Source organism: Thermoanaerobacter sp. YS13, from assembly GCF_000806225.2.
GTDB classification, from domain to species: domain Bacteria; phylum Bacillota; class Thermoanaerobacteria; order Thermoanaerobacterales; family Thermoanaerobacteraceae; genus Thermoanaerobacter; species Thermoanaerobacter uzonensis.
Window position 1 is genome coordinate 472,507 of sequence record NZ_JOOI01000002.1, and the last position, 14,316, is coordinate 486,822.

At 34.6% G+C, this 14,316-nt stretch carries 12 protein-coding genes and 1 tRNA gene; 10 read left to right on the plus strand and 3 right to left on the minus strand.

From position 1 onward, the window contains the following. The first annotated feature begins 4 nt into the window (after positions 1 to 4). Positions 5 to 1,813, plus strand: a complete 1,809-nt coding sequence (pepF, locus tag THYS13_RS10140; protein ID WP_042834413.1) for an oligoendopeptidase F — start codon at positions 5 to 7, stop codon at positions 1,811 to 1,813. A 63-nt stretch (positions 1,814 to 1,876) separates the two neighbouring features. On the opposite strand, the gene THYS13_RS10145 is transcribed toward pepF, so the two are convergent. Next, positions 1,877 to 2,191 carry a hypothetical protein gene (locus THYS13_RS10145; RefSeq protein ID WP_235603339.1) on the minus strand — a complete coding sequence of 105 codons (315 nt, stop codon included), beginning with the start codon at positions 2,189 to 2,191 and terminating at the stop codon, positions 1,877 to 1,879. 546 nt (positions 2,192 to 2,737) lie between these two features. Between THYS13_RS10145 and THYS13_RS10150 the strand changes: the two genes are divergently transcribed. The 9 genes from THYS13_RS10150 to THYS13_RS10190 all read left to right on the plus strand — a co-directional run bounded on the left by THYS13_RS10150 (position 2,738) and on the right by THYS13_RS10190 (position 12,691). Beyond that, complete coding sequence (locus THYS13_RS10150) at positions 2,738 to 4,396, plus strand: phospho-sugar mutase (RefSeq protein ID WP_235603341.1); 1,659 nt, start codon at positions 2,738 to 2,740, stop codon at positions 4,394 to 4,396. A gap of 100 nt (positions 4,397 to 4,496) precedes the next feature. Beyond that, complete coding sequence (locus THYS13_RS10155) at positions 4,497 to 5,582, plus strand: CapA family protein (RefSeq protein ID WP_042834415.1); 1,086 nt, start codon at positions 4,497 to 4,499, stop codon at positions 5,580 to 5,582. An 86-nt stretch (positions 5,583 to 5,668) separates the two neighbouring features. Further along, positions 5,669 to 7,024 carry an FAD-dependent oxidoreductase gene (locus tag THYS13_RS10160; protein ID WP_042834416.1) on the plus strand — a complete coding sequence of 452 codons (1,356 nt, stop codon included), beginning with the start codon at positions 5,669 to 5,671 and terminating at the stop codon, positions 7,022 to 7,024. 152 nt (positions 7,025 to 7,176) lie between these two features. Beyond that, positions 7,177 to 8,013: a YitT family protein gene (locus tag THYS13_RS10165; RefSeq protein WP_042834417.1), complete on the plus strand. Its 837-nt coding sequence runs from the start codon at positions 7,177 to 7,179 to the stop codon at positions 8,011 to 8,013. Positions 8,014 to 8,141: 128 nt separating this feature from the next. Continuing rightward, complete coding sequence (locus THYS13_RS10170; RefSeq protein WP_042834418.1) at positions 8,142 to 8,312, plus strand: XapX domain-containing protein; 171 nt, start codon at positions 8,142 to 8,144, stop codon at positions 8,310 to 8,312. Between the two features lie 58 nt (positions 8,313 to 8,370). Next, entirely contained in the window at positions 8,371 to 9,618 is a 1,248-nt protein-coding gene (locus THYS13_RS10175) for a methyl-accepting chemotaxis protein (RefSeq protein WP_042834419.1), read from the plus strand. 209 nt (positions 9,619 to 9,827) lie between these two features. Then, positions 9,828 to 11,210: an NAD(P)/FAD-dependent oxidoreductase gene (locus tag THYS13_RS10180; RefSeq protein WP_042834420.1), complete on the plus strand. Its 1,383-nt coding sequence runs from the start codon at positions 9,828 to 9,830 to the stop codon at positions 11,208 to 11,210. Between the two features lie 15 nt (positions 11,211 to 11,225). After that, positions 11,226 to 12,506 carry an adenylosuccinate synthase gene (locus THYS13_RS10185; protein WP_042834421.1) on the plus strand — a complete coding sequence of 427 codons (1,281 nt, stop codon included), beginning with the start codon at positions 11,226 to 11,228 and terminating at the stop codon, positions 12,504 to 12,506. A 109-nt stretch (positions 12,507 to 12,615) separates the two neighbouring features. Next, positions 12,616 to 12,691: transfer RNA gene (locus tag THYS13_RS10190), tRNA-Thr, on the plus strand. Positions 12,692 to 12,771: 80 nt separating this feature from the next. Here THYS13_RS10190 and THYS13_RS10195 read toward each other — a convergent pair. Next, positions 12,772 to 13,893, minus strand: coding sequence for a site-specific integrase (locus THYS13_RS10195; protein ID WP_042834422.1), 1,122 nt, complete (start codon positions 13,891 to 13,893; stop codon positions 12,772 to 12,774). Beyond that, positions 13,890 to 14,315, minus strand: coding sequence for an ImmA/IrrE family metallo-endopeptidase (locus THYS13_RS10200; protein ID WP_235603382.1), 426 nt, complete (start codon positions 14,313 to 14,315; stop codon positions 13,890 to 13,892). The genes THYS13_RS10195 and THYS13_RS10200 overlap by 4 nt, the downstream gene beginning before the upstream one ends. Between the last annotated feature and the right edge of the window lies 1 nt (position 14,316).

Below are 14,316 nucleotides of genomic sequence, written 5' to 3' on the forward strand. Positions count from 1 at the left end.
TTTCTTGAGTACACATTTGTTAGAGAGAAAAGATGTAGATGAAAGATTGACATGGGATTTGTCAGGGATTTTCAAAACGGAGGAGGAATATGAGGAGGCGATAAAGAAGGCGCAAGAACTTACAATGGAGTTAGAAGAAGAGTTTAAAGGCAAAATTGATACTTCTAAGACGATTAACAACTGCTTGGATAAATTAAAGGTATTAGCCCAATTGCTTACTCTTGTAGGTTCCTATGCTCATTTGGCTGTTTCAGTGGACCAAACAAACACAGAAAATTTACAGAAACAAATGAAATTTTCTAATATAGCCTCTGATATTGAAAGCAGGATAAGTTTTATAGAGTCAGAAATTATAGAATTAGATGAAAAAATAATTAATCAAGCTATAGAAGAATCAAAAGAGAATGCAAATTATCTTAGAAAAATACTCAGAAAAAAGAAACATGCTCTTCATCCAGAGGTTGAAAAAGCTTTATCAGCATTATCAGCTATATTAGAGGCACCTGAACATATTTACAATATGGCAAAATTGGCAGATATGGACTTTGGAACTTTTACAGTCGATGGGAAAGAGTATCCTTTAAGTTTTTCTTTGTTTGAAACAAAGTGGGAATATAAAGAAGATACTAAGATTAGAAGAGCTGCTTTTGAGGCTTTTTCTAAGAAATTGAGAGAATACCAACACACCATAGCAGCAGTTTATCAGACGCAGGTGCAAAAGGAAAAGACTATAGCAACTTTAAGGCGTTTTGATTCTGTTATTGACAGTCTTTTGTTCCATCAGGAAGTTGATAGAGAACTGTACGATAGACAAATTGATTTGATAATGGAACAGTTAGCACCTCATATGAGGAAATTTGCAAAGCTTTTGCAAAAAATACATAGGATAGAAGAGATGACTTTTGCTGATCTAAAATTGGAAGTAGACTCTGAATTTGAACCATCTATAACCATTGAAGAAGCTAAAAAGTACATAGAAGAAGGTTTATCAGTTTTTGGTGAAGATTACAGGGGAATGGTGAGAAGGGCATTTAATGAAAGATGGATAGACTTTGCCGAAAACAAAGGGAAGACTACAGGAGCTTTTTGCGCTTCACCTTATGGTTCACATCCTTATATTTTAATCAACTGGGCTGACAAAATGAGAGAAGTTTTTGTTCTTTCTCATGAATTAGGTCATGCAGGACATTTTTATTTAGCTCACCAGCATCAAAATATATTTGATTCTAGACCATCTATGTATTTTGTAGAGGCTCCTTCTACAATGAATGAGCTTTTAATGGCTAATTATCTGATGAAAAATAATAAGGATAAAAGGATGAGAAGGTGGATACTTTCTACCTTGATATCGAGAACCTATTATCACAATTTTGTGACCCATCTATTAGAAGCAGCTTATCAAAGAGAAGTATACATGATAATTGATAAAGGTGGTTCTGTCACTGCACCTATTTTAAATAAATTAAAAAGAGAAGTTTTAGAAAAGTTCTGGGGAGATGCTGTAAAAATAAATGAGGGAGCAGAACTTACCTGGATGAGACAACCTCATTATTACATGGGACTTTACCCATATACTTACAGTGCAGGACTTACTATAGCTACACAAGTAAACAAGAGATATTTACAAGAAGGACAAAAAGCTTTGGAAGACTGGAAAGAGGTATTAAAAGCTGGCGGTACAAAAACTCCTGTGGAACTGGCAAGAATGGCAGGAGTAGATATAACTACAGAGAAGCCATTATTGGATACAATTGAGTATATTGGCAACATAATAGATGAAATAATTAAATTAACAGAGGAATTAGAAAAATAAAACGACAAGAGCTGACATTTTAACTGATACCTATTTTTAGGTATCAGTTTTTTTTATAAAATTTTACAGGAAATTTTGGAGGATTTTTAAGGTTTTTATAGAATATATTAGGTAAAGGTGTAAACTGTGTATTGGAGGAAGTGATATTGGCTGTTTCACCATTTGGCGGCCTTTTACAAAAGGTGCAAGTTTACCAGCATATTTTAATACCTTTTTTTGTAACTCTTTGCTTTCAGGCAGATTTAATAACTGTTTTTCTTGCAGAATATCAAGAAAATTTAATAAATAACTCACTGCAAAAAAATCAGGTTCCTCTTCTTCTAAATTATCTAAAGTTTCGGCTTCCATCTTAATATGTTCAATTATATCCATAACCATTATCTCACCTCACAGTACCTTAACAAATGGGTATGCTTTTAAATATTTTTCCCAATCTTCCTTGTCCCTAAATATCCATCTACCCACATCTTTGTTCATATGCTCATTAAATATAGCTATATCAATTTCACTTTTCCTGTATCTCACAAAAGCTCAGCCAATATCTCCTTGTTATAGGTATATAAAAGTATAAATCTCATCGACATTTCTCTTTGTTTGAAGTAAAAAATCTTACTGCTGCTTCTGATTTAATCTAACCATAGGGAAGTGAAATTAGTGTTTCTGCTCGTTCCACAAACTGTTTCAGACAGATTTAATATAACCATAGTGGAATTGAAATTGGTTTTTTATTGCGAATAAATAATATAGACACTTTAAATTAAATAAGTTAAAATAAAAATGTATAGGAAACACTTAACAAATATTAAAAAACTATTGTATTAATTAGGCTATGAAAGTAAAGCTACAAATCTGCAATAAAAAAAGAAATTTATATTTTTTAAAGAGAAAACATTATAGAGAGGCGTGGTTGTGATGGAGGAAACGATGGAGAGATATCAGGCATGGTTAAATGACCCTTCAATTTTAGAGAAGGATAAAGAAGTTTTAAGGAAAATGAATGAATCTGAAATACAGGATGCTTTTTTTAAAGACCTGGAATTTGGCACAGCAGGTATGCGTGGCGTTATGGGGCTTGGAGCAAATAGGATGAATTTCTACACTGTAGGTAAGGCAACACAAGCTCTTGCAAATTACATAAATAGGGCAGTCGAAGGAGAAAAAAGTGTTGCTATTTCTTATGATACAAGAAATTTTTCAAGGGATTTTGCAATTGAATCAGCAGAAATTCTTGCCGCAAATGGCATAAAGGTGTATTTGTTTGACGACTTTAGACCAACTCCTCTTTTGTCATTTGCTGTTAGATATTTAAAGACAACAGCCGGTATAATGATTACTGCAAGTCATAATCCTCCCGAATACAATGGTTACAAGGTATATTGGTCAAATGGAGCGCAGGTGATACCGCCTCATGATGAGAGGATTATAAAAGAATATGAGGAGATAAAATCTTTTGGTGAAATAAAGAGGATACCTTTTGAGGAAGCAAAGAAAAAAGGGTTTGTTGTAAGGGTAGATCAGGAAGTTGATTTGGCATATTTTGAAAAAGCACTTTCTTATTCTTTTGGAATTTCTTCAAAAGATTTAAATATTGTCTATACGCCACTGCATGGAACAGGCGTAAAGATAGTGCCACCACTGCTTGAAAAAGTGGGTTTTGATATTTATATTCAAAAAGAGCAACAGGTACCTGATGGAAATTTTCCTACAGTAAATTATCCAAATCCCGAATTTGATGAAGCCTTTAAGCTAGCTCTAGAGGATGCGAAAAGGCTTGATGCAGATATAGTGCTAGCTTCTGACCCTGATGCAGACAGGATGGGGGTATTAGTGAAGCATAAGAGAGATTATGTGAGAATAGATGGCAATCAAATGGGGATATTACTTTTGAATTTCTTGTTGGAGATGTATTCAAAAAAAGGAATGCCTAAAAATCCGGCCGTTATAGAATCTATTGTATCTTCAAAGTTGTTTGCTAAAATTGCAAAAGCCCACGGGGTTGAGGTTTCTGAAGTTTTGACTGGATTCAAGTGGATTTGCAATGAGGCTGACAGGTTAAGAGCTGAAGGCAAAACTGTATTTTTTGCCTATGAGGAAAGCTATGGATACAATATAGGTGATTTTGTTTACGATAAAGATTCTGGGACTCCAATAATGGTAACTTGTGAAATGGCAGCTTATTACAAGCAAAAGGGTATGACTTTGGTGGACGCTTTAGAAGAGATTTATAAAAAATACGGGTATTATCTTGAAGGGCAGCTTTCTCCTGTGTATGAAGGAGAAGCAGGAGTAGAAAAGATAAGGATAATAATTAAAAGGCTGAGAGAAAATCCAATTGAAAGTCTTGCGGGACATAAACTGACAGGGATGATAGATTATTTAAAAGGACATGGGCAAATTCCTCCTTCGGATGTTTTAAAAATGGAGTTTGAGGATAGGCTTTTGGTCTATGCAAGGCCTTCAGGCACAGAACCGAAAGTGAAGTTTTACTTTATGGTTATGAATATGGAAAGTTTAGAAGAAGCGAAATCTCTCTTAGAAAAGGCGAAAGAGGAGTTTGCAAAGACTTTGGGTTTGGAAGATTAATATTTTAAGGAGACCACAATAAGTGGTTTCTTTTTTGTATTGATTTATTTTATGTGAATGTGTAAAATTATTACAGGATATTATGGAGAGGGCAGTGGATATGAAAGGGAAAACAGTGACTAAAATTTTAATTTTTATTTTTTTGATAGTAAGCATAATTGCTATTCCCTTAACGGCAGAAAATTTGGGTATTTCAGAAACTCTTTTAAAGGAATTTATTGTGGAAAAAAAGCCACAAAGTCTTCCTCAAGAGGATATTCATAAAGAGGATAATTATACAAAAATAGTTATAAGTGCAGTAGGGGATTGTGCTTTGGGCTCTGATGAGTCCTATGGTAAATTTGGTACCTTTGATGACGAGTTAAAAAAGCATAATTATGACTATGGATATTTTTTTGAAAATGTAAAAAACATTTTAAAGAAAGACGATTTGACAATTGCAAATTTGGAGACAACTTTTACTACTGCAACGAAAAAAGCTAATAAGGAATATGCTTTTAAAGGAGAAGCTTCTTATGCGCGGATTTTAAAGGAAGGGAGTATAGAAGTTGTAAATTTGGCAAATAATCATACTTTTGATTATTTGAAAGAAGGCTTTGAAGACACTATAAAAGCCTTAAAGAAAGGAGGAATTGGGTATTTTGGATATGGGTATCAGTATATTATGACTGTAAAAGGGATAAAAATTGGAATATTAGGGTATACAGGTTTTGACAATAGCAAATGGACTAAAAATCAAATTAAAAAAGATATTGAGAAGTTGAGGCCCAGTGTAGATATTTTGATTGTCAGTTTTCACTGGGGGGAAGAAAATAGATACTATCCAAATAAGATTCAAAGGGATTTAGGGCATTTTGTAATAGATGAAGGGGCAGACTTAGTAATTGGTCATCATCCCCATGTGTTACAGGGAATAGAGAAGTATAAAGATAGGTATATTGCATATTCTCTTGGGAATTTTTCTTTCGGAGGTAATAGAAATCCAAAAGATAAGGATTCTATAATTTTACAACAAATTTTTCTTTTTAATGACAAAAGAGAAATAGCAAAAGTAGAGATGAACATAATACCTGTTTCTATTTCTTCACAAAAAGATAGGAATGACTATAAACCGGTTATTTTAGAAGGGGAAGAAAAAGAGAGGGTATTAAAAAAGATTGAAATGTTATCAAAGTGGGTAAATTAAACTTCAAGAAGCTTTTGGTTTGAAAAAATAAGCAGGTAAGAGTATAATGGAAATATGGACATAAGTGCAAAAAAGGAGGAGAAAAAATGGCCAAGCGTTATGTAATTGTTGGTGGCGATGCTGCTGGAATGAGTGCAGCTTCTCAAATTAGAAGACAGGACCCTGAAGGAGAAATTCTTGTCTTTGAAAAGGAAGATGTCATTTCTTATGCTCAATGTGGCCTTCCCTACTGGGTGGGAGGAGTAGTACCTGAGAAGAAAAAGCTTATTGCCCGAACAGCTGAAGAGTTTTACACTCGCTATAATATCGATGTAAAGCTTTATCATGAGGTTACACAGATTATACCTCAAAAGAAGCAGATTCGTGTATATCGCCGGGAAGAAAAAGATGAAATTACAGTGCCTTATGATGTGATTTTAATTGGGACAGGAAGTGCAGCGATTGTACCGCCATGGGAAGGTAAAAATTTGCCTGGAGTTTTTACTTTGAAGACAATGGGAGATGCGGAAAAACTTTTGTCTTGGCTTGAAACTCATACTCCTAATAAAGCGGTGGTAATTGGTGGGGGATATATTGGTTTAGAAACAGCAGAAGCCTTACATACGAGAGGGTTTAAAGTGACTGTTTTGGATTTAGCTCCTCAGCTTATTCCGACTTTTGATGCTCCTATTGCTGAAATTGCACAGGATGCTCTTAAAAGGCATGGGGTAGAAATTCATTTAAATGAAGAAGTTGTGGGGTTAGAAGGGGGTGAAAAAGGCGTACGGGCTGTTGTGACAAAAAATGGTTCTTTCCCAGCCGATTTAGTCATTATTTCTATAGGAGTTCGCCCAGTTAGTGAGCTTGCCAGAGAGGCTGGTATAGAATTAGGTCCTCGAAGTGCGATTCTTGTAAATGAACGCCTACAAACAAATATTCCAGATATTTTTGCTGCAGGGGACTGTGCTACCCATTTTCATCGCATAAAAAATGCGCCGGATTATGTGCCTTTGGGGACAACGGCTAATAAACAAGGGCGAATTGCTGGAATTAACATGGCGGGCGGAGATGCAAAATTTGCAGGTATTGTCAGTACAGCGATTGTGAAGGTTTTTGATAGGACGATTGCAAGAAGCGGTTTAGGGGAAAGGGAATGCCAAGCTTTAGGTCTTCCATATCAGACTGTTTCTATTAAGGCAAGACCTATAAGTCATTATTATCCCTGGGAAGATGAAGTTTTGACTATTCGCCTCCACTTTAATAAAGACAACCGCAAGCTTTTAGGAGGACAAATTGCAGGAGGTGCTGGGGTAGACAAGCGAATTGATGTTCTCGCTACAGCTCTTTTCCACGGTATGACTATTGATGACCTTCAGGCCTTGGACCTTGCTTATGCGCCTCCGTATAACTCGGTATGGGATCCTCTCCAACAAGCAGCGACAGTATCACAAAGAGAAAAATAACGATCAAAAAGGTCTTACCTATATTCATGGTAGGACCTTTTTATATGTTTTAAAAATCTCGACTTAACCAGGCATTTGGAATATTCAAGAGGTTTACAGCAACTATGTTATTACCTATAATTGAAATTAGGAATAAACTTTGGAGGTGGAGTATGAAAAAACTTGAAAATTATATTTTTATTTTTGTAGGAGCTTTTCTTGCGGCAGTAGCATTAGAAATATTTTTAGTACCTAATAATATAATTGATGGTGGTATAACTGGTATTTCTATCATGTTAAGTTATTTGACAAAATTGCCTCTTGGAGCTTTTATTTTTCTATTAAATATTCCCTTCTTAGTTTTTGGTTATAAACAAATAGGTAAGAGTTTTGTAATTTCTACTTTTTTTGCTGTTACGATTCTTTCTATTGGGGTCACTTTTTTAGAGAAAATCCCTCCTCTTACAAGTGATACTTTGCTGGCTTCTGTTTTTGGAGGTATCATTTTGGGAATTGGAGTAGGGCTTGTAATAAGATATGGAGGTTCAATGGATGGAACAGAAATTGTGGCAGTGGTAATTTCAGAATGGAGTGGTTTTTCTGTAGGAGAAATTGTATTATTTTTCAATATTTTTATTTTGGGAAGTGCTGGAATAGTTTTTACTTGGGATAGAGCTATGTATTCTCTCATCACTTATTTTATTGCTTTTAAGGTCATTGATTTGACTATAGAGGGTTTAGATGAAGCGAAAGCTGTTATGATAGTTACTGAGAAAGCAGATGAGATTGCGGAAACTATAATAGCCCGTTTAGGACGAAGTGTTACATTTTGGGAAGGGAAGGGTGGTTATACTAAAGGAACAAAAGGAATTTTATATGCTATAGTTAGCCGTTTGGAGATTGCTAAGTTAAAAATGATTGTGAAAGAACATGACGAAGGAGCCTTTGTTACCATACATGATGTCTACGATGTTTTAGGAGGCAAATTGCAAAAGAGGTCGATTCATTAATGCTGTATACATCTTATTTTTCTAAAAAGTGATTAGACGTCTGACAAATAACAAAAAAATGTGATATAATATAAAATTAGTTAAAGTAAATAATAAAAATACCGATAAAAATAAAGTGAGGTGTTAATGTGAAAGAGACGTTGCTGGCATTAGTTACTGGAATGATTGTAGGATTAATTTTTTCATCTTTAAAATTGCCACTCCCTGCTCCAAATGTATTACCAGGAATAGCTGGTATTATAGGAATTTACCTTGGGGGAGTATTGTTTGAATACATCCTTAAATTTATTAGTAGATAAAGTCTTGAAGTAGCAGGGTGGTGGGGTGAAAACATAATCTATAAAAGGGGGAAGACATATGAGAAGCATATTTTGGCGGCTCATTATTTCATTTCTTATAGTAGCAGCCATACCGGTGGGGGCTATTTATTATTTTGCGGTTGACGATAAAGTAATGCATGTCTTTATTACAGTAGCGAGTGTTAGTTTTGCTTTGTCATTAATTTTATCAGTAATTATTTCATTAAATATTACAAGACCTATTAAAAAATTAATTGAAGAACTTAAGAAAGCACAAGAAGGAAATTTTACAGCCAATGTAGATTTAAAGAGAAAAGATGAGATTGGTACATTAATAATGACTTTTAATAGGACGATGGAAAATGTTAGAGCAATTTTAAAAGACGTCTCTACTTTTGCTCAAACCACTAAAGATACAGCAAATGCCCTTTTTAAATCGATCGAACAAGGGAATATGACTTTTGAACAAATTTCTAAGGCAGTGGAAGAGATTGCAAATGGAGCTTCTGAACAAGCAAAAGATACTTCTAATGCGGCCGATATGGTGCAGAATATTGGGAATAGTATTGATGATTCCGCTAAATTTTTCAAAGCCGTAGAAGAGTCTACTATAAATGCTGATAAGCTTAGTCAAAATGGCATGCACACAGTAAATTCTTTGAAAGAAAAAACGGATGTTACAAAAGAGTCAATTGACGAAGTTGTTAGTGCGATAAATGAATTGCAAGCAAATTCTCACCATATTGAAAAGATTATAGAAGTGATAACGGGAATTGCAGACCAGACCAATTTGCTTGCCTTAAATGCTGCTATTGAAGCAGCAAGAGCTGGTGAGGCTGGTCGTGGATTTGCAGTCGTTGCAGAAGAAGTTCGAAATTTAGCAGAGCAATCGAGACAAGCTGCCAGTGAAATAGCCAAGATTATAAGTGAAATAGAGCAAAAGACAGACAAGACAGTTGAAAAAGCAAATCTGGTAAAAGAAATTGCGGATGACCAGGCACATCAAGTGGAGACTACATATGCTGCTTTTAATGAGATTAAGAATTCAATAGATACTATTACTGAAAATATACATATGTTGAATAATGCGATGATGGAACTTGCAAGGTATAAAGATGAAATAATAGGATCTATAGCAAATATTACAGCAGTGTCAGAAGAGACTGCTGCTTCCACCGAAGAAGTTGCTGCATCTACAGAAGAGCACATGAAGTTTATAGAGGAGATAAAAGAAAGTTCGGAAAATCTGTTAAAGTCAGTTAGTGCTCTTGAAAATATATTATCAAAACTTGTTGTCTCAGTATAAAACTGAAACTAAGACAGAGCTAAAAAAGCCTGTCTTTTATTTTTTATTGTTTTATAAGATTATATAGTAAAAATTTTTGTGGACAAAAGCGAACTTTTAATATAATTTCAAAAATAAAATTCGTATTTTAATTGATTTATGCTTTTTTTTCTGGTAATATATATTACGGGTTTTTGTTTTTCACATACTAAGTAAAAGGGGTTATCTTTATGAGAGTGTACGACGTCATTATCGTTGGAGGAGGTCCTGCGGGACTTTTTACCGCATTGGAACTAATCGGTAAAAAAGATGGATTAGACATATTGCTGTTAGAAAAAGGGAAGGATATACAAAAAAGAATTTGTCCTATTAATGCCTATGGTTCAAAGTGTGCTAATTGTAAACCCTGCGCTATTACTTCTGGAATAGGGGGCGCAGGGGCATTTAGTGATGGGAAACTGACTTTGACGTCAGAGTTTGGTGGAGTTTTAGATGAATACATGCCTAAGTCGCAGCTTAACGATCTTATAAATTATGTTGATAGTATATACGTAAAATTTGGAGGGACAACAGAAGTTCACGGTACAGATAAAGAAAAAATCAGAGAAATAGAAAAAAGAGCTCAAGCTGCAGATTTAAAATTGATTCCTGCAGTGATAAAACATTTAGGTACAGAAAAATGCTTTGACATTATAAAAAACATGAGAGATTATATTGGGCAAAAGGTGGAGATAAAAACAGAGACACCTGTTGCTGAGATAATTGTAGAAAATGGTAAGGCAAAAGGTGTAGTTACAGAAAAAGGAGAAAAATATTACGGGAGATATATAGTTGTTGTACCTGGAAGAGAAGGGGCTGAATGGTTCAAAAGAGAAGCTGACAGAATTGGATTGGAAACAAAAAATAACGCTGTCGATATAGGAGTGCGAGTAGAAATTCCTGCTGTTGTTATGGAAGATATAACAAAGGAAATATACGAATCGAAATTTATATATTATTCTAAGTCCTTTGATGATAGAGTAAGGACTTTTTGTATGAATCCTTATGGTAAAGTTGTAATAGAAAATAATAACGGAATTAAAACAGTAAATGGACATAGCTACAAAGATATAAAAACAGATAATACAAATTTTGCAATACTTGTTAGCAAAGAATTTACCCATCCTTTTAATAGACCCATAGAATATGGACGTTATATAGCAGAACTTGCAAATATGTTAGGAGATGGAGTGATAGTGCAAAGATTAGGGGACTTACTGGCGGGAAGGCGTTCTACTCCAGAAAGGATTAAGAGAGGTCTTGTGGAACCAACTTTGAAAGATGCAACGCCAGGAGATTTAAGCTTGGTGTTACCTTATAGATTTTTGCAGTCAATAATTGAGATGTTGCAAGCTTTGGACAAAGTATCTCCAGGGGTATATTCTAAACATACGCTTTTATACGGTGTTGAGGTAAAGTTTTATTCCTCACGTGTAAAACTTACTGACAAATTTGAAACGCAAATTCAAAATCTATTTGCGGCGGGAGATGGAGCAGGTATTACAAGAGGATTAGCACAAGCCTCTGTATCTGGCGTTGTAGTTGCAAGAGAAATATTGGAAAGAGTTAAATAAGGAAGGAGAATAATTATGTCAACATTAGTTATAGTTGGTACCCAATGGGGAGATGAAGGGAAAGGGAAAATTACTGATTACCTTGCGGAAAAGGCAGATGTAGTTGTAAGATACCAAGGAGGAAACAACGCGGGGCACACTGTTGAAAAAGAAGGTATCCAGTACAAACTTCATTTAATTCCATCTGGGATATTGTACTCTGAAAAAATTTGCATAATAGGTAATGGCATAGTAATTGACCCTGCATCTTTGATTGAAGAGATAGATAATTTACAAAAACAGGGAATTAGCGTAGATAATTTAAAAATAAGCGATAGAGCCCATATCGTTTTTCCTTATCACATAAAGCAAGATGAACTTGAAGAGATTTCAAAAGGGAAAAACGACTTAGGGACAACGAAAAGAGGAATTGGTCCTTGTTACATGGATAAGTCAGAGAGAATAGGCATAAGGGTTTGTGACCTTCTAAAACCCAAAGTTTTTGAAGAAAAACTTAGAAGAAATGTGGAAAAGAAAAACAAACTTTTTAAGGAGCTATATGGAGCAGAGGGATTTGACTTTGAAGAAATGTACAGGAAATACCTGGAGTATGCTGAAAAAATAAAACCCTTTGTTACTGATACAACGGTGCTTTTATACGATTTAATAAAAAGTGGCAAAAAAGTTTTATTTGAAGGAGCACAGGGGACACTTCTCGATTTAGATTTGGGTACCTATCCTTATGTTACTGCTTCCCATCCTATAGCAGGCGGTGTAACAGTGGGGGCTGGTATAGGACCCACGATGATTGATGAAGTTATAGGAGTTGTGAAGGCGTATACTACGAGGGTTGGTAAAGGCCCATTTCCTACAGAGCTTTTTGATGAAAATGGTGAATTTTTAAGAGAAAAAGGCCATGAATACGGCACTACAACAGGAAGAGCCAGAAGATGTGGCTGGCTAGATGCTGTGATTCTTAAATACTCTGTAAGAGTATCTGGCATAACACATTTTGCTTTGACAAAACTTGATACCCTGACAGGGCTTAAAAAAATAAAAATTTGTAGAGGATATAAATTTAATGGCAGAATAATAACAGATTTTCCCGCAAGTCTTGAGGACTTGGCTCAATGTGAGCCTGTATATGAAGAATTTGACGGGTGGGAAGAAGATATACAAGGAGCAAAAACTTTTGACGACTTACCTTATAATGCTCAAAAATATATAAGAAGAATTGAAGAATTGATAGGCATTAAAGCAGCCATAATCTCTGTAGGACCAGAAAGAAATCAGACTATTGTTTTAAGGGATTTTTGATGAAGTGATTGAGGCTCTTTTGCAAAAAATTTTTTAAAAAAGCTTGACATATACTGTTGCTCTAAGTATAATATATAGATGTCAGGGCAATTGGATAGCTAATAAAGGTGCTGGCGTAGCTCAATAGGCAGAGCAGCTGACTTGTAATCAGCAGGTTGAAGGTTCAAGTCCTTTCGCCAGCTCCATTTTTTTAACTTCAAAATTAAATTTGGTCACAAAATGGTCACACAAATAAGAAGGACACAATAACCCTTTGGTGTCCTTCTTATTCTTTTAAAAAGTCTTCAAATTTTTTGATTGCTTCCTTTTCTGCTTCAATAGTAATATTTGCATAAAAGTCCATTGTTATGCCAATTTGTGAATGTCCTAATATTTTAGAAATTATCTTCATTGGTATACCTGCTTGAACTAAAAGAGTTGCACAAGAATGTCTTAGATCGTGAAATCTTATTAAAGGCAGTTCCGGGTGTTTTAAAAGCATTTTATGAAATTTTTTGCTTACATAACCCGGTTCTTTAAATCTTCCATCTTCCCATACACTTATGTACCCGTCATACTCTTTTACATATTTATCCCCAAACAGCAGTTTATTTTCTTCTTGTTTTCTTTTTTCTTCTTTCAGTGCATCAATTACTTTTTTTATTAGTGGTATTTTTCTTACACTCTTTTCAGTCTTGGGTTCTCTAAAAATTAATTCTCCTTTTACAACTTGAGCTTGTCTTCTTACTATCATTTCTTCTTTCTCAAAATCGATGTCTTCCCATTTTAATCCGCAGATTTCACCTATTCTCAGTCCTTCATATAATCCAAGAATTAAGTGTATATAAATTGGAGAATCTTTAAATATTTCCTCAGCTTTATATGCAGCAGCAGTGCTCCACACAGTCATTTCTTTTTTATCTCTCGAGGGTGGTTCTACGTGATCACACGGATTTTTGCTTATGTACTGCCATTTAACGGCTCGGTTTAACGCTGATCTTAAAACTCTGTGGTGATAATTAATAGTAGTATTGGATAAGCCTAATTCTTTGAGCTTGTTGTAATATTTTTGAATTTCTAAAGGTTTTAAATTAGCTAATTCGATGTTACCTAAGTATGGTTTAAAATATAAATTAATGAGTTCTTCATAAGATTTCAATGTTTTTGGAGCTAATCTGGGTAAGCAGTGCTCTTTATACCATTCGTCCAAAAATTCTCCAAGCGTAATCTTAGACAGAAATAATTCTCCTTTTTCAAGTTTATAAAGAATTTCCTGCAGGGCTTTTTCAGCTTCTTTTTTTGTTTTAAAGCCCGAAAAACGCTTTTGCTTCCTTTTGCCGTTTTCATCACGCCCTACATCGACAACAATACTCCATTTTGAACCCCGCTTTGTGATATGCCCCCTCACAGTAATGCCTCCCTGTCCAATTCTATTATTGTCTCAGGAAGTTTTAGAATGTTAATAAATACATAATAATTCCACTTACCCAAATGCTGTAAAACATACATAGCAAATATATTAGCATCTTTTTCAATTCGATTCTCAGAAAATAATGTAAACTTAGTTAGGTATGGAGTATTAACACGAGCATGTAAAACTGCATGTCCGAGCTCATGAGAGCAGACAATCAGCTTCAATGCTTCGTCAAGATTTTGATTAATTATTATGTACTTATTACGCTTGTGGTATTTGTAGTATCCTAAAATACTGCCTAAATCACACTCTATAACATTAACGTTTAGATTTTCTGCTATCTTGAAAGGGTTAGCAGAGTTAGTTCTTTTGATAAGTTTTTTTGTTATCTTTTGTATTTCATCTTTGGTATACACT

Coding starts and splice junctions, on each gene's coding strand:
- THYS13_RS10175 (WP_042834419.1), top strand. CDS start 8,371: ATGAGAAGCATATTTTGGCGGCTCATTATTTCATTTCTTATAGTAGCA.
- THYS13_RS10145 (WP_235603339.1), bottom strand. CDS start 2,191: ATGGTTATGGATATAATTGAACATATTAAGATGGAAGCCGAAACTTTA.
- THYS13_RS10180 (WP_042834420.1), top strand. CDS start 9,828: ATGAGAGTGTACGACGTCATTATCGTTGGAGGAGGTCCTGCGGGACTT.
- THYS13_RS10155 (WP_042834415.1), top strand. CDS start 4,497: ATGAAAGGGAAAACAGTGACTAAAATTTTAATTTTTATTTTTTTGATA.
- THYS13_RS10165 (WP_042834417.1), top strand. CDS start 7,177: ATGAAAAAACTTGAAAATTATATTTTTATTTTTGTAGGAGCTTTTCTT.
- THYS13_RS10185 (WP_042834421.1), top strand. CDS start 11,226: ATGTCAACATTAGTTATAGTTGGTACCCAATGGGGAGATGAAGGGAAA.
- THYS13_RS10160 (WP_042834416.1), top strand. CDS start 5,669: ATGGCCAAGCGTTATGTAATTGTTGGTGGCGATGCTGCTGGAATGAGT.
- THYS13_RS10150 (WP_235603341.1), top strand. CDS start 2,738: ATGGAGAGATATCAGGCATGGTTAAATGACCCTTCAATTTTAGAGAAG.